Genomic DNA, 20,172 nt, shown 5'->3' with positions numbered 1-20,172 from the left:
AGTTCTTATAAGCCTAATTCGAGCCGTACATTCCGAATGGTATGTGCGGCATTTTGCATTTGTTTGAGAGGTAGCATGAATGGTAAGTTTTCAGGCGTATCTTCTAAATGTATAGGTGTAGGAGGGTCGTCTTGTTGCTTAGTTTGTTTAAGTAATTGCTCAATATAAACAAAGTGGTCTTTTAATGTTGGACTTAACTTATCTAGACTCAGTAATAAAGGTCCTAGGGAGTTAATTTGACTAGTCATGGTGTTGAGTGACATGATTAATCGGTTTAAGTGTGAAATATTAAAATGATGTGATTTAGGTTCACTTAACATACGGGCATAACTTTCTGCAAATTCGGCATAAGCATTGTGAATGTTCCGTCGTGCTAGTTGCAAATCAATATATAAAGGATTACTAGCAAAAGTTTCAGCAGAATAATTATGTCTATTAAAACCACTTGTTAATGCTGAATCAACAAACAGTAATTCTTTTTCTAAATAGGTTAGACTGGCGTTAATAGTCTTATTAGCTAAACGCTTGATTTGGTTTTCTTCCCACCAAGGGAAGGCAAAGCTACAGGCAAAAGCAATAATACTAGCAATCACCGTATCTGCTGCACGTTCTCCAATAATTGTAAAAATATTGGGGCTAATAAAATAAAAACCAATAAGCACGTACATGGTAATAAACATTGAACCAGAACGGAAGAAATTCACAATCAATGCTTGTCCTAAAATCATGCAACACAACATACTAATAGTCAGAATGATTGGGTTAGTCGTAATGCTAAATAATAAGAGAGTTAGCAGACAACCAATAACAGTCCCTTGTAGACGCATCATAGTACGCTGACGAGTCAAAGCAAAACCGGGACGCATCGTTAATAGGATAGTGATAGTAATCCAATGACTATGTTCAATAAGCTTATCTATTAATTCATTATGCTCATAAATTAAAACAATACCATTGGTAAAAAGTTGCACAATAACAATGGCGAGCGTTACTCTAAGAGCGTATCTGAAAATGGCTGAACCAAAGTGGAGGTTGTCTAAAATAGGTTGTAAGCGTAAAGATTGATGTGTCCTGAATTGAAGCAACGATTTATCACGACGCATATTATCTAGTGCTTGGATATTGGCGTCATCACGTAAGTTATCGCAAATAATATCTACATAGCGACTGGCATTACGTAACCGACGAAGTACTTGGATAAGTAGGGCATATACTTCGGGTTCAGCTTTTGCCATACCAGCCGCTTTATATTGTTCTATTTCGTATTCGATAGCACGTAATTCAGCTTTAACACTATTACGATAAGGTGCTGTTGAGTTATGGGCTAATTTAAGGGCATTACGTTGTAAAGTACGGCTTAATTTTATTAGCGTATCACGCATAAACAGCATAATGTCATCATTTTTAAAGCGCTGGCGTAGGACTTCATAATCAGTCTGTGTTGCCACCATAGTATCCAAGAGGGCAATAATTTCGATGAAAACATTCCAGAGAATAATACGCTGACGCTGATGATCTTTATGATCCTCAGGAAGATTACGTAGTACATTATCTCTGGCAGCTTGGTGAGCATCCGTCATGGTAATCATATAAGGGAGAAGTTGGCGGAAACAGCCATCTAAATCATTGTCCACATCATAAAAAGCAGCTCTGGCTCGCATATAATCACCAGTGGCATAAACGGCACTGGCAAGGGTTAAACGTTCTTCGTGCAGACGAAAAATATAACTAATGGACAGACTAAAAAGAAAATAATAAGTACTACCAGCCAAAGAAATTAAAGCATAGTGAAAAATATCTGTCCCTTGAATATTGATGCTTAGTGAGAGTAGCATCATCATCAAACAAGCAAAACCGACTAATCCACCTCTCTTACCAAAGACGGAAAACATCGAAAATCCAAAGACTTGCAGGGAAATGATTAACCAAATGATAGATGGATAAGGGCGTGCTAGACCAGTGATTAGAGCCGCTAGGTTACCGGCAATTAGTACAAATAGCATTTCCTTGATACGAAAACGTTTTGTACCCCCTGGTTGGTCAATGAGAGCAATTGCTAGGGCACCAGCAGAAAAAGCAAAACCAAAATGATAAAGATTAAAAAAACCTATTAGTAAAATAATAGGTAGTAAGACCCCAATTCCTTGCCTAAGAGCAAAAAATAGATGCGGTCCCGCCATTAAACGATTAAATTTGCCCGTAGAAATATACATTGGATGGATAGATAAGCCATAAAGCTAGATTTTATCATGTTTTATCACTTATTTAGATGTGAAAACAATACAGAGCTATGGTGGTTTTTTAACAAAAATTGCCTATGTGCATTGCAATATTTTTGGGAATACGGTAAAGTTAATTTTCTTCTTCATCCATAGAAGAATGATGTACAAAAAAGCTAGCTACCCGCTGGTATTTGAGTGTACTTTTACAAGAAAATTAGTTGTTATATTGACCACAAGTTGTTATAGCGACCTCCATTTCGAACTTAAAGCATTTTTGCTATTTGTGCTGACTGGTTGATTTCTTAAGATCTTGTTGATTAAGGTTTGCAGGTGGGCGGTTTTTGTAAAACACGAAGCGCTGTAAATTTTGATAATCAGACTTAAGTACCCTAAAATCAAATCAATGCGGTTGGGCTAGTTATGAAAGGATTTATAATGGAACTTATTGGCGCCGACATTGTAGTGCGTTGCCTTGCCGAACAGGGCGTTAAACATGTGTTCGGGTATCCGGGTGGTGCCGTACTTTATATTTATGATGCCATCTACAAACAAAAAGATTTTGAGCATATTCTTGTTCGACATGAACAAGCTGCGGTACATGCAGCAGATGCTTATTCCCGTTCCTCCCAAAAAGTTGGTGTTTGCTTAGTAACGAGTGGTCCTGGTTTAACCAATGCCGTGACTGGTATTGCAACCGCCTATATGGACTCAATTCCTATGGTCATTATTAGTGGTCAAGTGGGAACTCAGGCAATTGGTGAGGATGCCTTCCAAGAATGTGATGCTGTGGGTATTACTCGCCCATGTGTTAAACATAATTTTCTTGTCCGAGATGTCAAAGATTTAGCCGATACAATGCGAAAGGCTTTTTTCATCGCTACGACAGGACGTCCTGGTCCTGTGTTGGTTGATATTCCTAAAGACGTTTCTATGGCACCATGCAAATATACCCCACCAAAAGGTGAGGTAAAAATGCGTTCATATGCACCGACAACAAAAGGCCATAGTGGGCAAATTAAAAAAGCGGCTCAATTATTAGCGAATGCACAACGTCCAATGATTTATGTGGGTGGTGGAGCAATTTTAGCTAATGCGTCAGAAGAGCTTAAAACATTTGTTGATTTGGTTGGTGCACCATGCACGACAACGTTAATGGCGCTGGGTGCATTGCCAGCTAATCATCCATCTTATTTAGGTATGCCCGGTATGCATGGTACATATGAAGCAAATATGGCGATGCAAAATAGTGATGTGCTGATTGCTATTGGCGCACGATTTGATGATCGTGTCGTAGGTAATACCAAACACTTTATGTCCCATCCTCGCAAAATTATTCATATTGATATTGATCCATCGTCTATCTCTAAGCGTGTTCGTGCAGATATTCCTATTGTGGGTAATGTCAAAGACGTATTGATTGATTTAAATACGTTTGTACGAGAGTTTGGCGGCCCTCGTGAGAAACAAGCGAAAGCGTTGGAGTCTTGGTGGAAACAAGTTAATGAATGGCGTAGTCGTCAATGTCTGGCATATGACACTGAGTCTGATTTAATTAAACCTCAATACGTGGTACAGACACTTTGGGAAGTGACAGGTGGTGATGCTTTTGTGACCTCCGATGTTGGGCAGCATCAAATGTGGGCGGCTCAGTACTATCGCTTTAATCAACCACGTCGTTGGATTAATTCGGGTGGTTTAGGCACAATGGGTGTCGGCTTACCTTATGCGATGGGTGTTCAAAAAGCTAATCCTGATGCTCAAATTGCTGTTATTACGGGTGAAGGCTCAATTCAGATGAATATTCAGGAATTGGCAACGTGTAAACAATATCAGTTTACGCCTAAAATTTTGTGCTTGAATAATCGTTATCTTGGAATGGTTCGCCAGTGGCAAGAGTTAGATTATGAAAAACGTTATTCAGAATCCTATATGGACTCAATTCCTAACTTTGTGAAACTAGCCGAAAGTTATGGGCATATTGGTATTCAGGTTGAGAAAAAAGCGGATGTTGAACCAGCTATTAAAGAAGCTTTTGGTAAATATAAAGATCGTTTGGTCTTCTTAAATATCATCACAGATAGAGAGGAAAACGTCTGGCCAATGGTGAAAGCCGGTAGAGGTTTAACAGAAATGCTTTTAGGCCCACATGATAAGTAGGAGCACAAGATGAAACATATTTTATCAGTCTTATTAGAGAATGCTCCTGGGGCTTTATCACGTGTTGTCGGTCTATTTTCTGCACGTGGATATAATATTGAAACCTTAACAGTTGCTCCTACAGAAGATCAAACCTTATCTAGAATGACGATTAGTACTACAGGCTCAGAGGAAATCATTGAGCAGATTACCAAGCACTTAAATCGTTTGGTTGATGTGGTGAAAGTAGTTGATTTAACAGAAGGTGAACATGTTGAGCGTGAATTGATGATGATCAAGGTTCGTGCTGTAGGCAAAGAGCGTGAAGAGCTAATGCGCTTAACCGAAATTTTCCGTGGCCATATTGTAGATGTCACAGACAAAACCTATACGATCGAGCTGACAGGTGATCAGAGTAAGATTCAAGCATTTATCAATACGCTTGAAAAGAGTTCAATATTGGAAACAGTACGTACTGGTATCTCTGGGATTGGTCGCGCAGAGCGTATTTTAAAGATTTAACAATGTATTAAGTTAGTAGTTTATTTAAATAGATATTAATTATTATTTGTGGAGTTAGTGATGAAAGTTTTTTATGATAAGGATAGTGATTTAAGTTTAATCAAAAGTAAGCAAGTAGCTATTATTGGCTATGGTTCACAAGGTCATGCACATGCTTTAAATCTTCATGATTCAGGTGTTAATGTGACTGTTGGTTTACGTAAAGGCGGTGCGTCTTGGAACAAAGCCGTTAATGCTGGTCTTAAAGTAGCTGAAGTGGATGAAGCAGTTAAAAATGCAGACCTAGTAATGATTCTTTTACCAGATGAGAATATTGCTGAAGTATACAAAAATCACGTTGGTCCTAATATCAAAGCAGGCGCTGCCTTGGCTTTTGCGCATGGCTTTAACGTTCACTATGGTCAAGTTGTTCCACGCAATGATGTGGATGTGATTATGATTGCACCAAAAGCACCTGGTCATACTGTACGTGGTACATATACACAAGGTGGTGGTGTACCTTCTTTAATCGCTGTTCATCAAGATACATCAGGTTCAGCTCGCGATATCGCTTTATCTTATGCAAGTGCTATTGGTAGTGGTCGTGCTGGTATCATTGAAACAAACTTCCGTGAAGAAACAGAAACAGACTTATTCGGTGAACAAGCCGTTCTTTGCGGTGGTGCGGTTGAGTTAATTAAATGCGGTTTTGAAACATTAGTGGAAGCGGGTTATGCGCCAGAGATGGCTTATTTCGAATGCTTGCACGAGTTAAAACTTATCGTAGACCTTATCTACGAAGGTGGTATTGCAAATATGAACTACTCAATCTCTAATAATGCTGAGTATGGTGAATATGTGACAGGTCCACGTGTAGTAACAGCAGAAACTAAAGAAGCAATGCGTCAATGCCTAAAAGATATCCAAACAGGTGAATATGCGAAGAGCTTCATTCTAGAAAATGCAGCTGGTGCACCTACATTAACGTCACGTCGTCGTTTAAATGCAGAGCATGAAATTGAGCAAGTAGGTGCTAAATTACGTGCGATGATGCCTTGGATTGCTAAAAATAAATTAGTAGATCAAAGCAAAAACTAAGCATAAAGCGTTTTGCGATAAATATAGGCTCACTATTTAAGGTGAGTCTATGTGTAAATAGACAATATTAGCCGTGGTGGTACAGGTACTCTTATATCACCACGTTATTTTTGTGTAGAAGCTATGTTGTTAGGATAGAGAAATTAATTGAAATGTTACTTATAGCATACTCTCTAATCCTCAGTATTTAGTGGTAAATAATTTGATAAATAATTCTTGATTTGTTTATATTTACGTAAGCGTCCGGTGAATACATGTATTCATTCCTGCTAAATTGCGCGACACTATGGTTTTGTGTATGTTAGGAGAAATCAATGCCGTCTTTAATGCGTATCGAGACCGCCCAACGAGTGGGAATTCAAGAGCAAGCGTCTAGCCTACTGGCACTAGATAGAATCATCCTGGTGAGTGAGGCGACAGATTTACGAGCAGGGATGGATACCTTGCGCACTAAGGCAATTCAGCGCTTTGGTCAGGTAGCACCTCACGAAGCCTATGTGTTTATGAATCGCACGCACACGCTTCTTAAATTACTCATGCACGATGCGATGGGGTCGTGGCTATGTGTTCGTCGACTACATGAAGGACGCTTTCACGGTGCAGGCTCACGGATGAATCCGGCACTGTCAGCAGAACAACTGCAGGCCTTAGCCTTGGGGCTGCCTTGGCATCGTTTAGGTGAAGCCGGTATCTATCGTTATTGTTAGTTTGATCGTGAGCTAAGTGGGGCGATCTTGTCAATTAGGTATTCTCGGGATCGCTTATTTTATCGGCATAAGGCATACTACGTCTTATGCCGAATTCTTTTGCTTTTCTTTCCTCTGATTTATCCCAGTTAACTGCTGAGCAGTTGCGCGAACTCGTGCTGCAACAACAAGCCTTAATTGCTCAACAAGACGCATTGATTGTAAAAAAAGCAGCACAGGTGGAAGAAAAGGATCTGGCCTATCGTCGTGTTCTGAGCGCTTACGAACAAGTGAAGATGGAGTTGGCGATCTTAAGACGCATCAACTTTGCTAAACGTAGCGAACAGCTCCCTGACCTACAAGCGAAACTTTTTGAAGATGACGCCCATGAGGATCTGGCTGAGCTAGAAACGATGTTAGACAACATCGGTCAGCAATTAACGTCCATGAGTGGTCAAGAGCACACACCTCGCACACCGTCTCGTATGCGTTTGCCGGCGGAATTGCCCTCGGTGGATATTCATTATACGTTGGAAAGCACGAGCTGTGGTTGTGGTGCTGAGATGCGTCATCTTGGGGATGATGTGAGTCAGAAACTGGATTATGTACCCGGTACTTTTAGCGTGGAGAATCACATTCGTCCGAAATACGTGTGTGATTGTTGCAAGACCCTCAATCAAGCGCCGGTACCTCCTCACATCATTGATAAGGGGTTGGCAACGACCGGACTGCTGGCGACAGTACTCATCATGAAGTATGCTGACCATCTGCCGTTGCACCGTCAAGAAGCCATCTTTGAGCGCAGCGGTGTACGCATTGCCCGTTCTACGCTGGCGGATTGGGTAGGCACCTGTGGCGCACAGTTACAACCGCTCGTTGATGCTTTACGCCAAGAGGTGCTCTCGCATTCGGTATTGCATGCCGATGAGACCCCCATCACTTACATGCACCATAAAAAGGGCAAAACGCAACGTGGTTATTTCTGGGTCTATGCCCCGGGTGCTTATGAGCAGATGAAAGCGGTGATTTATGACTTTAAGCCAGGTCGCTCAGGCGCTCATGCCCGCGAATTCTTAGGCGATTGGCGCGGTAGTCTGATGTGTGATGATTACGCCGGTTATAAAGCCCTCTTTGCCGATGAGCAAGTGATTGAGGGGGGATGTTGGGCGCATGCGCGTCGCAAATTCCACGATATTTACCAAGCCAACGGCAGCTCAGTGGCTGAACAGGCCTTACAACAAATCCAACGACTTTATCACTACGAGGCCGAGGCCAGGAACTTAAGTCCACCGGAGCGATTAGCTCATCGACAACGCCACATGGAGCCGGCACTTAAGCAATTAGAAAGGTGGTTGCGCAGTCAGTTTGAGCTGGTGCCGCCGAACTCGGCGATCGCCAAAGCCATTCGTTACAGCCTGAACAATTGGCTTGCCTTGACGCGCCTCTTGGAAGACGCTCAACTGCCGATGGATAATAATGCGGTAGAGAATTTGATTCGTCCACTCGCGATTGGTCGCAAGAATTGGCTCTTTGTAGGTTCAGAGAAAGCGGGTCGACGTGCGGCTGCGGTGATGTCGTTAATTCAATCGGCTAAGCTCAATGGCCATGACCCTTATGCTTACCTTAAGGATGTGTTGGAACGATTGCCGACACAGAAAGCGAAGGACATTACTGAGCTTCTGCCTCATCGTTGGCAAGCGCCAAACGACACCAAGAATTAACACAATGCCCCGACAAAATCGGGGCATTGAACGTTTAAAAACGGAAGTCAATCGGAGTTCACCGGACGCTTACATATTTACTTCTTTATTGGTTGTTTATATTTATATCTTAAACTAATTTTTAATATATAAAAGTTTCAAGTATGATCGAAACTTTTATAAAAAATTGATAAAGTTTAATTTATAAATTTATTGGTAACACAATGAAAAAAGATCTTATTTATCGCAAACGCTACCTGGATCGTGTACGACCGTTTATTGGCAAATCGCTGATTAAAGTCTTTACAGGGCAACGTCGTGTAGGCAAAAGTTATTTGCTATTTCAAATTATGCAGGAGATTCAAGCGAATTATCCACAAGCCCCTTTGGTTTATATCAATAAGGAAGACTTAGCATTTTCAGAAATGAGAACAGCAGAAGACTTGGCTTCATTTGTAATGGCGAAAAAAAAGAGTGGTCAGAAAAATTATATTTTTATTGATGAAATTCAAGAAATTGCTGATTTTGAAACTGCCTTGCAATCGCTATTTAAAGCTTTTTAAATCTGTGCGATCAGCAATAACTAAGAGTGCTGGTTCTTTCGTGTAGACCGTAAAGTTGTCTTTTATTCGATCGCTAATAATAACGGTATGAGTAACCGTATTAGTTATTTTTTTTAGGATACAATCAAAAAAATTTAAAAAATATAAAATATTTATGGTTATAACCAAAATAAAACTTTAAAATAATAAATAATTTAGATTATATCCATAAAAATTTATGATTAGCCGTCCAAACTATCTTCAGCAACTTATACCATTTATCAACAAACCTGTAATCAAAGTGATTACAGGAATTCGTCGCTCAGGAAAATCAACCGTTATAAAGTTACTACAAGCTGAACTGATTGCTCAAGGTATCAGAAATGAGCAAATTATTTATATTAATTTAGAGAGTTTTGCATTTAATGAATTCAAAACGGCGGATAAACTCTATGTTTTAGTTAAAGAAAAAATTCAAACAGCGGATAAATATTATTTGTTACTTGATGAAATTCAGGAAGTTATTGACTGGGAAAAGGCTGTTAATGCCTTTATGGTAGATTTCAATTTGGATTTGTACATCACAGGATCTAATTCACATCTGTTGTCATCAGAGCTTTCTACTTATCTTGCTGGACGATATGTGGAAATACCTATTTTTACGCTCTCATATAAAGAATTTTTAGATTTTAAGTCAGGTTATTTGCAAAAAAATATTGAAAATTCTACTATGCTTTTCAATGAATATCTGCAAAAAGGTGGCTTCCCAATGGTACATACAGCAGATTATCCACAAGAAATTGTGTATAAAATCGTACAGGATATTTACGCTTCTGTTATTTTGAGAGATACCGTTCAACGGCATAAGATTCGTGATGTTGAATTATTGGAGCGTATTGTGAAATACGCATTTGATAATATTGGTAACACTTTTTCGGGTAAAAATATTGCAGATTTTTTCAAAAGCCAACAACGTAAAGTAGACTTGAATACGGTGTATAACTATTTAAAAGCTTTAGAAAGTGCATTTATCTTACATCGTGTTGAGCGTTTTGATGTGAAAGGCAAAGAAATTCTAAAAACTCAAGAAAAATTCTATTTAGGCGATATTTCTTTGCTGCATGCTACCATGGGGTTTCGTGCGAGTTTGATAGCAGGCATTTTAGAAAATTTGGTATATCTTGAACTCAAACGTCGAGGCTATCAAGTTTATATTGGTAAACTTGGTGAAAAAGAAATTGATTTTGTGGCACAAAAGCAGAATGAGAAAATTTATATTCAAATTGCTTATAAATTAGAAAGTGAACAAACCGTGCAACGAGAGTTCTCCCCATTGCAATCTATCGCAGATAATTATCCCAAATATGTTATTACGATGGATGATTTTTGGCAGGAAAATATTGATGGGATTGTGCATCAGCCTATTTGGGAGTTTTTGTTGGAAGGGCATGGGATTGAATAATGATAGTACTGTTATATTATTTGGATTCTTATAATTAAGTAGATTTAATAATATTTTTTACATCATAGGTGAATTATATGGCAATACTTATTCCAGCAAAAAAAAATAATTGAAGAACATAAAGTTCCCCCAACTAATGGAGAAAGGGCGTTAATAAATTTTTTAGAATTTACACTTAATGATGAATATGAAATCTATTATCAACCATATCTAAATGGAAAGAATCCAGATATTGTCTTAATGAGAAAAGGAGGGGGTGTTCTAATTATTGAAGTTAAAGATTGGAATTTATGTCATTACTATATTGACGAGTCTGGTAATTGGGTAATCTCCCCTCAGAACCGTAGTGATTTAAGGTAGAATTTTCTATAAAGGAAATTCAATGCGTAAATCAAGATATACCGATAGTCAAATTTTAGCGATTCTTAAGCAGGCAGAGGCCGGTACGCCGCTGCCTGCGCTTTGTCGTGAGCACGGCATGAGCAGCGCCACCTTCTATAAATGGCGTGCCAAATATGGTGGCATGGACACCTCCATGATTGCCCGTCTTAAGGAGCTTGAGGCGGAGAATAAACGCCTCAAGAAGATGTATGCCGAAGAACGCCTGAAGGCAGAAATCATCAAGGAGGCGATGGAAAAAAAGTGGTAGCGCCATCTCGGCGTAAAGAGATGGCGCAAAAGGCTGTCCAGTATCGTGGTGTCAGCATCCGCTTAGCTTGCCAAGCCTTCGGCATCAGTCAAAGTTGCTACTATTACCAAGCCAAAGGGCGTGAGGAGAATGAGCTCATCGCCGATTGGCTGTTAAAACTAGCTGCTGAGCAGAAGACGTGGGGCTTTGGTCTTTGCTTTCTCTATCTTCGCAACGTTAAGGGTTTCAAATGGAATCACAAGCGAGTCTATCGCATCTATCGGGAGTTGCAACTCAACCTGCGCATCAAGCCGCGCCGTCGCATAAAACGAGATCGTCCGGACACTTTAGGAACAGCCACAGGCATTAACCAAGTCTGGTCGATTGACTTTATGCACGATACACTCTCTAACGGGCGCACCATTCGTTTGCTGACCGTGGTGGATGATTTTAACCGTGAAGGCTTAACTATCGGGGTGGACTACTCTCTACCCTCTGAGCGCGTTACACGCGCTCTGGATCAGGTAATGGAGTGGCGAGGACAGCCTGCTTGCATACGCATGGATAACGGGCCTGAACTCATTAGCAATCACATGGTGTGTTGGGCGAAGGAGAAGCAAATAACGCTTTTACATATCCAGCCCGGTAAGCCACAACAAAATGCGTATGTGGAGAGGTATAATCGAACCGTTCGTTATGATTGGCTGGGGCAACATCTCTACGACGATTTGGAAGAGGTGCAGCAGGAAGCCACGCGTTGGCTCTGGACTTACAATAATGAACGCCCGCATATGGGCATTGGTGGCATTACCCCACAACAAAAGTTAGAACGATTTTTTAATACTGTTTCTACCTAAAATTGCTACTAAAAATGGGGGGACTACACTTGCATGAGTAATCATTGTTGTGCCAGTCATCAGTAGTAGGGTAAAAAGATAACTGATTTTAGTAAACTTCATCATATTCTCCCATCGCTTAAATTTATTTTCTAACACTTTTCTGAAAATATTAGGATAAATAATAGTAGTATCTTTGGCAATATAAGCGTTAAAACAAAAATTAATACAAGTATTAGTATTAGGAAAATAGGAAATATTAAACAAAAAAAAGCCCTTTCTTTTTTTGATTTTGTGAAACACTTAGTATATGATTAAACCAATATATGATAAGTATATGTAGACCTTGTGGATAGGGAGCTTTTTATTGATTGGAAGGCTATTTGCTACAGGGTTTTTAGATTGTCCGTTTAGACGTGAGGTCTAAAGATGGGATGGTCTAAAGGAGAAATAGGTTTCTTTTTTGGAGTGAAATATGAAATTAAAAACGTTATTTGTTGCGACAACTGTTGCAATGGGTGCTCTTTTGTCTGCTACTGCACAAGCAGAAACACTAAAAATTGGTGTTGAGGCGATGTATCCTCCCTATGAGTATAAGGATGCTAGTGGTAAATTAATGGGATTTGATGTTGATTTAGCCGATGCTGTTTGTGCAAAAATGAATGTTACATGTGAGTGGGTTGAATCTAGTTTTGATGGCTTGATTCCTGCCTTAAATGCCCGTAAATTTGATTTCATTAACTCTACAATGAATATCACTGAACAACGTAAGAAAGTGATTAACTTCACTCAACCTATTTACCAATCACCATCACAATTAGTGGTTAAAAGTGATGTTAATGTTGATTTAAGTGCGGATAGCTTACTTAAAAATAATGTGACAGTTTCTGTATTGCAAGGTTCTGCACAAGAAACATATGCTAAAAAACACTGGCAATCTAAAGGTGTAAAAGTGATTTCTTATGGTAATCAAGATCAAGCATTTGTGGATTTATTAAACGGCCGTGTCGCTAGTACTTTTTTGAATACACCAGTCGCTAAAGAAACTTTCTTGAATAAACCAGAAGCGAAAAACTTTAAAATTGTCGATGAGTTTGCTAAGGACGAAGCTATTTTAGGTGAAGGTATTGCGTTTGGTGTACGTAAAGATGATGACAAACTTAAAAAACGCTTAGATGAAGCTCTACAAGCATTGAAAGAAGAGGGTGTTATCTCTAACTTAACTCAAAAATATTTTGGTGGCGATTGGGTCGTTAAAACCAAATAATAGGTGTATGACTGATGAATGGTTTATTTAGAGGTTAAATCATTTGTCATTTAAATACGGCTAGTCTAGTGAGAAATATTGGGCTAGTCGTAATTTCTTTGTGCTTTATTTTTAACCAAATTTATTGATAATTATGTCTATTCAAGTTCAATCTAAAATGCCTAGCGTTGGCACCACTATTTTCACTGTAATGGTTGATTTATTGAAACAGTATCCTGATGTGATTGGACTCTCTCAAGGGGCTCCTAATTTTATGCTAGCGCCAGAAATGATGGATTCTGTGTATAAAGCGATGCAAGCAGGACATAATCAATATGCACCGATGATTGGTATTGAACCACTACGTCAGCGAATGGTTGAAAAAATTGAGCATTTGTATGGACATCGTTATGATGTAGACAATGAAATTACCATTATGCCTAGTGCTAGTGAAGCCATTTATTCTAGTATCGCTAGCTTGGTTCATTCAGGGGATGAGATAATTTGTTTTGAGCCTGGATTTGATAGCTATATACCTATTATTCAATTGCAAGGCGCTATTCCAGTGATTGTTGAGCTGAAAGCACCAAAATTTGATATTGATTGGGATCAAGTGAAAAGTTTAATCAGTCCTAAAACTCGAATGATTATTCTTAATTCACCCCATAATCCAACAGGCCGTATTTTAACAGAGAGCGATATAGATGCCTTAATGGTATTAACAGAAAATACCAATATTATTATTCTCTCTGATGAGGTTTATGAGCATATGGTTTTTGATGAAGAGCCTCATCGTTCAATGTCACGGTATCCATCTCTTGCCGCTCGCTCTATTGTAGTCACATCGTTCGGTAAAACTTATCAAGTGACTGGTTGGCGTGTGGGGTGTTGTGTAGCGCCTGCTGAGCTGATGGAACAAATTCGTCTTGTTCACCAATTTTTGATGTTTAGTGCTAATACTCCTATTCAATATGCGTTAGCAGAAGTATTGGAGCGTCCTGATTTCTATTTAAAATTGGGCGAATTTTTTGAGCGTAAACGCGATATTCTTATCCAAGGTATTGAGGGCTCTCGTTTTGAAGTTATCCCTTCAAAAGGAGGGTTCTTTCAGTTACTAAAGTTTGATCATTTTATGCCTTGTTCTGATATGGATATGGTCAAATATTTAATCACCGAGGTGGGTGTTGGTGCTATCCCTGTGGGGGCTTTTTATAGCCAACCACGTGATACAGGTTTAATCCGCTTAACATTTGCTCGAGATGATGAGACCTTGAGAATTGGGGCAGAACGGTTAAAAAATGCTTAGTTAACTAAATAGTGGGCAATGTGTTATCAAAAGGTTAAAATAGTCAATTGTTTTTCCGTCAGGAGTACAGAATGACTCAGAAACCACATCGTGGATTTTATTTATTACCAAATGCCTTTACGACAGGTAATCTATTTGCAGGTGTATTTGCCATTATGCTTGCGATGAATGGGCGTTTTGAATTGGCATCTACCGCCATTTTTGTAGCGATGCTATTAGATGGTATGGATGGGCGAGTGGCTCGTCTGACGAATACGCAGTCAGCTTTTGGCGAACAATATGATTCTATGGCGGATATGGTTTCTTTTGGTGTTGCGCCTGCAATGGTGATGTATGCCTTTATGTTAGACAATTTGGGGCGTTTAGGTCTTATTGCGACATTTATTTATGTCGCAGGGGCTGCCTTAAGATTAGCTAGGTTTAATACGAATATTAATGTTGTCGATAGTCGATTTTTTCAGGGATTACCGAGTCCCTCAGCGGCAGCATTACTTAGTGGATTTGTTTGGTTAAGTGCCGAAAATCGTTTGCCAGAAACTGATTTTATGCATTGGATAGCCGTATTTCTAACTATCTATGCCGGTTTAACGATGATTTCAACTGCGCCATTCTTTAGTGGTAAATCAATTCTAAAGCGTAACGATGTTAGTGTAGAGGGCAAGAAAAAACCACCAGCATGGTTATTATTAGCCTTGGTACTTACCTTTGCCATTATCGCATTAGATCCAGCGATTATGCTATTTTTGTTATTTGTGATTTATGCTTTATCTGGTTGGGTGATTTATTATTTTCGTTGGAAAAAAGCGAGAGAATTAGTGGATATCAGGCATAAAGAAGATATTTCTCATGATCAAGAGGAGTGAATGAGATAATAGAAAAACTAATTAATGGTTTTTATTTCTTCAATAGAAAAAGCTAGGATACCTAATATGTGCCCTAGCTTTTTTAATGTTTTTCTGTAGATTTTTAATGCTTTTTGTTTAATCCCCAAAAATAAAAAACCTATCTCTTTCGTAACGGGGATCTGGGCCTGAATGATAATGCGTAACAGCCTCACCATAGCGACCAAAGTAAACATACATCAAGTTATTCCAGTAATTTGATTGTTTATAACGATAGGTCCATATAAGCTCATTTTTTTCACCCCAGCCAATACGACCTGTTTCAGCAGGAGGACCAAACATACAGACAACATCTTGTTGAGTCCATGTGCCTTTATCAAGTTGACGAAAATAATCTTCGTTCAATATAGAAACTACTTTATCAATATGACCAGTACTAGAGACGTTGGTTGCATAAGCATATTGCCCATTTGGTTGTTGAGTCCAAATCAAACGCTGAACGCCATCTTTTGTTTTGCATTGATAGGAAGGAGGGCCCATTTTTGCATAGACAGCATCAACAGGACTATTGCTAGGAATATCTCGGTAAGTTGAACAGGCGGATAATAGCACTGGAATAATAGCACTGGCAAAACGTAAGTATAGTTTTGGGGTAAACATCATTTTTTCCTAAATAGGTAATTGCATTGTCTTTTGGATAAAAAATAATATATAATTGCAAATTACGTTGTCATTTAAGTGTGATAGCGTAGCTTTTATTTTAACATTAATTCACGTTAGCACCTATTCATCGCTAACGCTAGTAAAAAGGAATAAATCATGTCAGTAGCAGACATCAATAAAGCAGATATCATAGGCCAATTTGCTCGTACACCAGGTGATACAGGATCTCCTGAAGTTCAAGTGGCTTTATTAACTGCTCATATTAACGAGTTAACAGAACACTTTAAAACGCATAAAAAAGACCACCACTCTCGTCGTGGTTTATTGCGTATGGTTAGCCGTCGTCGTAAGTTATTAGACTACTTAAAAGGTCGTAACCCAGATGCTTACCGTGCTTTAATTGAGAAATTAGGTTTACGTAAGTAATTCACCCTTTGTGGTTTTAGGGTTCAAGACCGTACACAGCACCAATTGGATCTGTGTGCGGTTTTTTATTGTTTGATTTGCCTAAATACATAGCATCATGGTGTATTTTGTAGTGGATAAAGGCAATTTATTAAAAAGGAAAGAACATATGTTCAATAAAGTGACTAAATCATTTCAGTATGGCGCTCACACGGTTGTATTTGAAACAGGTGAAATCGCACGTCAAGCTTCTGGTGCTGTAGTAGCATCTATGGGAGATACTGTTGTATTAGCAACAGTGGTAGCGGCAAAAGAAGCAAAAGCAGGTCAAGATTTTTTCCCATTAACCGTTGATTATGTTGAAAAAACATATGCAGCAGGCCGTATTCCAGGTGGTTTTTTTAAACGTGAAGGTAAACCTAGTGAGAAAGAAACCCTAACGTCTCGTTTGATTGATCGCCCATTACGTCCTTTATTCCCTGAAGGTTTTTACAATGAAGTACAAGTTATTGTACATGTATTATCAGTTGATCCAGAGATTGATCCTGATATAGTGTCTATGCTTGGTACTTCAGCTGCTTTAGCGATATCTGGTGTGCCATTTAATGGTCCTATTGGTGCGGCTCGTGTGGGTTATATTAATGGTCAATATGTATTAAACCCAACAGTAAGTCAAGTTGAACAATCTGATATGGATTTAGTAGTTGCTGGTACTGAAACGGCAGTGCTAATGGTTGAATCAGAAGCTAAACAATTGAGCGAAGAAGTTATGCTTGGTGGTGTTGTATTTGGTCATGAGCAAATGCAAGCAGCGATTGATGCTATTCATGCTTTAGTCGCTGAAGCTGGTAAACCAGAATGGGATTGGGAAGCCACACCGAAGAATGAAACATTAATTTCTGCTGTTAAGGCTGTGGCAGAAGATGGATTGAAAGCAGCTTATCAAATTCGTCAAAAACAAGATCGCTCAAGCAAATTAAAAGAAGTTGCTGCTCAAACAAAAGAAGCACTTGCAAAACAAGCAGAAGAGCGTGGTGAAGAAGCGCCAGACGAAGTGGCTGTAGATAATATTATTTTCGAACTAGAATCAGCGATTGTAAGAGGTCAAATTCTTAATGGTGAACCTCGTATTGATGGTCGTGATACACGTACAGTTCGTCCAATCTCTATCCGTTTGGGTGTATTGCCTCGCACACATGGTAGTGTGCTATTTACTCGTGGTGAAACTCAAGCCTTAGTGGTGGCAACATTAGGGACTAAAGCAGATGAGCAAATTATTGACTCTGTATTAGGCGAAACTCGTGATCGCTTTATGCTTCACTATAATATGCCTCCATTTGCAACCGGTGAATGTGGTCGCTTTGGTAGTCCAAAACGACGTGAAATTGGTCATGGCCGTTTAGCAAAACGTGCTCTAGTTCCAACATTACCTAAGCATGATGATTTCCAATACACTATTCGTTTAGTTTCTGAAATTACTGAGTCAAATGGTTCATCTTCAATGGCTTCAGTGTGTGGTGGCTCATTAGCCATGATGGATGCTGGTGTGCCAGTGAGTGATCATGTGGCTGGTGTGGCTATGGGTCTAATCAAAGAAGGTAATAAATTTGCGGTATTAACAGATATTCTTGGTGATGAAGACCACTTAGGGGATATGGATTTCAAAGTAGCAGGTACTGAAAATGGCATCACTGCTCTACAAATGGATATCAAAATCCAAGGTATTACTAAAGAAATCATGCAAGTTGCTTTAGCACAAGCACGCGAAGGTCGTTTACATATTTTAGGTAAAATGAAAACGGCAATCGGAGGTTCTCGAGAAGAATTATCTAGCTTTGCACCGCGTATGTTAACGATGAAAATCAATCCTGAAAAAATTCGTGATGTGATTGGTAAAGGTGGTGCAACTATCCGTGCTTTAACAGAAGAAACAGGTTGTTCAATTGATATTACAGACGAAGGTGTTGTGACCATTTCTTCTGCTGATTTAGAAAAAGCGAAAGAAGCTGAACGTCGCATTGCAGAATTGACTGCAGTAGTAGAGGTTGGTCAAGTATACGAAGGTACTGTACAGCGTCTATTAGATTTTGGTGGTATTGTACAAATCCTACCTGGTAAAGATGGCTTATTACATATTTCTGAAATTGCTAACTATCGCATCAATGATATCAATGATGTATTAAGTGTTGGTCAAAAAGTAAAAGTAAAAGTGATTGAAGCCGATGACCGTGGTCGTGTTCGTTTATCCGCTAAAGCCTTAGGTGGTTTGGAAGGATTAGAGGGGTCTGTACCTCAACAATCGACAGCAACGGTTGATTCTTCTGCAGAAGGACAGCCATCTGCTGAGTAATAGTTTTACAATTATTTAAATTTAAACCAATAAGAGCACTTTTTAACGTGCTCTTATTTTTTATTAAGCGTGAAAGAGTTGTTCACTCAAGGCATATTTATTTAAGTCTTGAAAGAGTATAAATCTTAAAAAGAAATATACTCTTTTAGTATATATTTATTGTGAATGTTCGCTTAGACTGCACCTTGATCAATCATGGCATTGGCGACTTTACGGAAACCAGCAATATTGGCACCTAATACTAGATTGTGTGGTTGTCCAAATTCTTCAGCTGTTTGTGATGCACTCAAATAAATATTATGCATAATATTTCGGAGACGTCCGTCTACTTCTTCAAATGACCATTGCAACATACTAGCGTTTTGAGACATTTCTAATTGACTAGTAGCAACACCTCCGGCATTGGCTGCTTTACCTGGACCATAAAGAATTTTGGCTTCAAGAAAGGCATGTACTGCTTCAGGAGTTGATGGCATATTTGCGCCTTCAGCTACTAAAATACAACCATTTTTTAATAGCTCTTTAGCATCAGCAAGATTTAATTCATTCTGTGTTGCGGAGGGAAACGCTAAGTCACATTTGATGGACCATACTGGATTACGACCTTTTGGATAGTCCTTGACGGGAATATATTTAGCATCTTTATGAATTTTGGCATATTCTTCTAGAGATTCATTCTTTCCTTGTTCTTTGAGTTGTTGTAAGGTACTAAGGTTAATCCCTGTTTTATGATAGATAAATCCTCTAGAGTCGCTACAACTCACAGGAGTAGCTCCCATTTCAATCAGTTTTTTGATGGTGTAAATCGCCACATTACCTGAGCCAGAAACCACAGCTGTCTTACCTGCTAATTGATCATTACGACTAGTTAGGAGACTATCTGCAAAATAAACAGCGCCATATCCAGTCGCTTCTGTACGTGCTAATGATCCTCCCCAAGGGATTTTTTTGCCAGTTAGTACACCTTCATAACTACCTGTTAATCGCTTGTATTGACCATATAAATAACCAATTTCACGCCCACCGACACCAATATCACCAGCAGGAATATCAATGGTGTCGCCAATATGTCGATATAGCTCTGTCATGAAAGATTGACAGAAACGCATAATCTCATTGTCAGACTTACCTTTAGGATCAAAGTCAGATCCTCCTTTACCACCACCAATAGGTAATCCTGTTAAGGAGTTTTTGAAAATTTGTTCAAACCCTAAAAATTTGATGATACCGCTATTTACGCTAGGGTGAAAACGTAGTCCTCCTTTATATGGGCCAATTGCTGAGCTGAATTGCACACGGTAACCTTTATTGACTTGAATTTTACCTTTATCATCAATCCAAGTTACTCTGAATGTAATCATGCGTTCAGGTTCAACAATACGTTGGATAATATTATGCTCGCTATACTTTTTTTCCTTTTTGAATAAGGGTTCTAATGATTCTAGAACCTCTTCAACAGCTTGATAAAACTCTGGTTCCCCAGGGCTAGATTGTTGAATTCTGGACAAAGTATCTTTAATAAGCGACATGATAATAATTCCATACAGAT

Annotated in this window: 17 protein-coding genes; 14 read left to right on the top strand and 3 right to left on the bottom strand. The window is 39.1% G+C overall.

Going from position 1 to position 20,172, the window contains the following annotated elements; all coding sequences use genetic code 11:
• Positions 1 to 5: 5 nt before the first annotated feature.
• Positions 6 to 2,213, bottom strand: a complete 2,208-nt coding sequence (locus tag BQ4443_RS04555; protein ID WP_071058198.1) for an FUSC family protein — start codon at positions 2,211 to 2,213, stop codon at positions 6 to 8.
• Positions 2,214 to 2,657: 444 nt separating this feature from the next.
• Here BQ4443_RS04555 and ilvB point away from each other — a divergent pair, with 444 nt between their 5' ends.
• From ilvB to pssA, 12 genes are all read left to right on the top strand, one after another.
• Entirely contained in the window at positions 2,658 to 4,379 is a 1,722-nt protein-coding gene (ilvB, locus tag BQ4443_RS04550) for a biosynthetic-type acetolactate synthase large subunit (protein WP_071058197.1), read from the top strand.
• Positions 4,380 to 4,388: 9 nt separating this feature from the next.
• A complete protein-coding gene (gene ilvN, locus BQ4443_RS04545) occupies positions 4,389 to 4,880 on the top strand; it encodes an acetolactate synthase small subunit (RefSeq protein ID WP_023949400.1) in 492 nt (163 codons plus the stop codon).
• A gap of 60 nt (positions 4,881 to 4,940) precedes the next feature.
• Entirely contained in the window at positions 4,941 to 5,957 is a 1,017-nt protein-coding gene (gene ilvC / locus BQ4443_RS04540; RefSeq protein WP_071058196.1) for a ketol-acid reductoisomerase, read from the top strand.
• A gap of 314 nt (positions 5,958 to 6,271) precedes the next feature.
• Positions 6,272 to 6,664 (top strand): IS66 family insertion sequence element accessory protein TnpB, encoded by a 393-nt coding sequence (tnpB, locus tag BQ4443_RS04535; RefSeq protein ID WP_023950278.1) that lies wholly within the window; start codon positions 6,272 to 6,274, stop codon positions 6,662 to 6,664.
• An 86-nt stretch (positions 6,665 to 6,750) separates the two neighbouring features.
• Positions 6,751 to 8,364, top strand: coding sequence for an IS66 family transposase (locus tag BQ4443_RS04530; RefSeq protein WP_143000556.1), 1,614 nt, complete (start codon positions 6,751 to 6,753; stop codon positions 8,362 to 8,364).
• Positions 8,365 to 8,567: 203 nt separating this feature from the next.
• Positions 8,568 to 8,906, top strand: a complete 339-nt coding sequence (locus BQ4443_RS04525; RefSeq protein WP_071058195.1) for an AAA family ATPase — start codon at positions 8,568 to 8,570, stop codon at positions 8,904 to 8,906.
• A 217-nt stretch (positions 8,907 to 9,123) separates the two neighbouring features.
• Positions 9,124 to 10,347: an ATP-binding protein gene (locus tag BQ4443_RS04520; RefSeq protein ID WP_071058194.1), complete on the top strand. Its 1,224-nt coding sequence runs from the start codon at positions 9,124 to 9,126 to the stop codon at positions 10,345 to 10,347.
• A 72-nt stretch (positions 10,348 to 10,419) separates the two neighbouring features.
• Positions 10,420 to 10,707, top strand: a complete 288-nt coding sequence (locus BQ4443_RS12760; protein ID WP_218118032.1) for a nuclease-related domain-containing protein — start codon at positions 10,420 to 10,422, stop codon at positions 10,705 to 10,707.
• Between the two features lie 22 nt (positions 10,708 to 10,729).
• Positions 10,730 to 11,832, top strand: a protein-coding gene (locus BQ4443_RS04510; RefSeq protein ID WP_143000555.1) for an IS3 family transposase whose coding sequence is annotated in 2 segments (ribosomal slippage) — positions 10,730 to 10,982 and positions 10,982 to 11,832 — 1,104 coding nt in all. Because the reading frame shifts where the segments join, the coding sequence is not laid out codon by codon here.
• Positions 11,833 to 12,286: 454 nt separating this feature from the next.
• Positions 12,287 to 13,078 (top strand): transporter substrate-binding domain-containing protein, encoded by a 792-nt coding sequence (locus BQ4443_RS04505; protein ID WP_023950573.1) that lies wholly within the window; start codon positions 12,287 to 12,289, stop codon positions 13,076 to 13,078.
• Positions 13,079 to 13,211: 133 nt separating this feature from the next.
• Positions 13,212 to 14,363, top strand: a complete 1,152-nt coding sequence (locus tag BQ4443_RS04500; RefSeq protein WP_071058192.1) for a methionine aminotransferase — start codon at positions 13,212 to 13,214, stop codon at positions 14,361 to 14,363.
• Positions 14,364 to 14,434: 71 nt separating this feature from the next.
• Positions 14,435 to 15,226 carry a CDP-diacylglycerol--serine O-phosphatidyltransferase gene (gene pssA / locus BQ4443_RS04495; RefSeq protein WP_023950577.1) on the top strand — a complete coding sequence of 264 codons (792 nt, stop codon included), beginning with the start codon at positions 14,435 to 14,437 and terminating at the stop codon, positions 15,224 to 15,226.
• A 117-nt stretch (positions 15,227 to 15,343) separates the two neighbouring features.
• On the opposite strand, the gene BQ4443_RS04490 is transcribed toward pssA, so the two are convergent.
• Entirely contained in the window at positions 15,344 to 15,868 is a 525-nt protein-coding gene (locus BQ4443_RS04490) for a hypothetical protein (protein ID WP_071058191.1), read from the bottom strand.
• 156 nt (positions 15,869 to 16,024) lie between these two features.
• Between BQ4443_RS04490 and rpsO the strand changes: the two genes are divergently transcribed.
• Positions 16,025 to 16,294 (top strand): 30S ribosomal protein S15, encoded by a 270-nt coding sequence (gene rpsO, locus BQ4443_RS04485; RefSeq protein ID WP_023950580.1) that lies wholly within the window; start codon positions 16,025 to 16,027, stop codon positions 16,292 to 16,294.
• A 148-nt stretch (positions 16,295 to 16,442) separates the two neighbouring features.
• Positions 16,443 to 18,623 carry a polyribonucleotide nucleotidyltransferase gene (gene pnp, locus BQ4443_RS04480; protein ID WP_071058190.1) on the top strand — a complete coding sequence of 727 codons (2,181 nt, stop codon included), beginning with the start codon at positions 16,443 to 16,445 and terminating at the stop codon, positions 18,621 to 18,623.
• 173 nt (positions 18,624 to 18,796) lie between these two features.
• On the opposite strand, the gene gdhA is transcribed toward pnp, so the two are convergent.
• The gene (gdhA, locus tag BQ4443_RS04475; RefSeq protein WP_071058189.1) at positions 18,797 to 20,152 is read right to left on the bottom strand and encodes an NADP-specific glutamate dehydrogenase; all 1,356 of its coding nucleotides are present in this window, start codon (positions 20,150 to 20,152) and stop codon (positions 18,797 to 18,799) included.
• Positions 20,153 to 20,172 lie beyond the last annotated feature (20 nt).

Origin of the sequence: Pelistega sp. MC2 (genome assembly GCF_900099475.1) — a bacterium.
Taxonomy (GTDB): Bacteria; Pseudomonadota; Gammaproteobacteria; order Burkholderiales; family Burkholderiaceae_B; genus Taylorella; species Taylorella indica.
The sequence above is the reverse complement of the archived record's forward strand: the minus strand, read 5'-3'. Positions and strand labels throughout refer to the sequence as shown.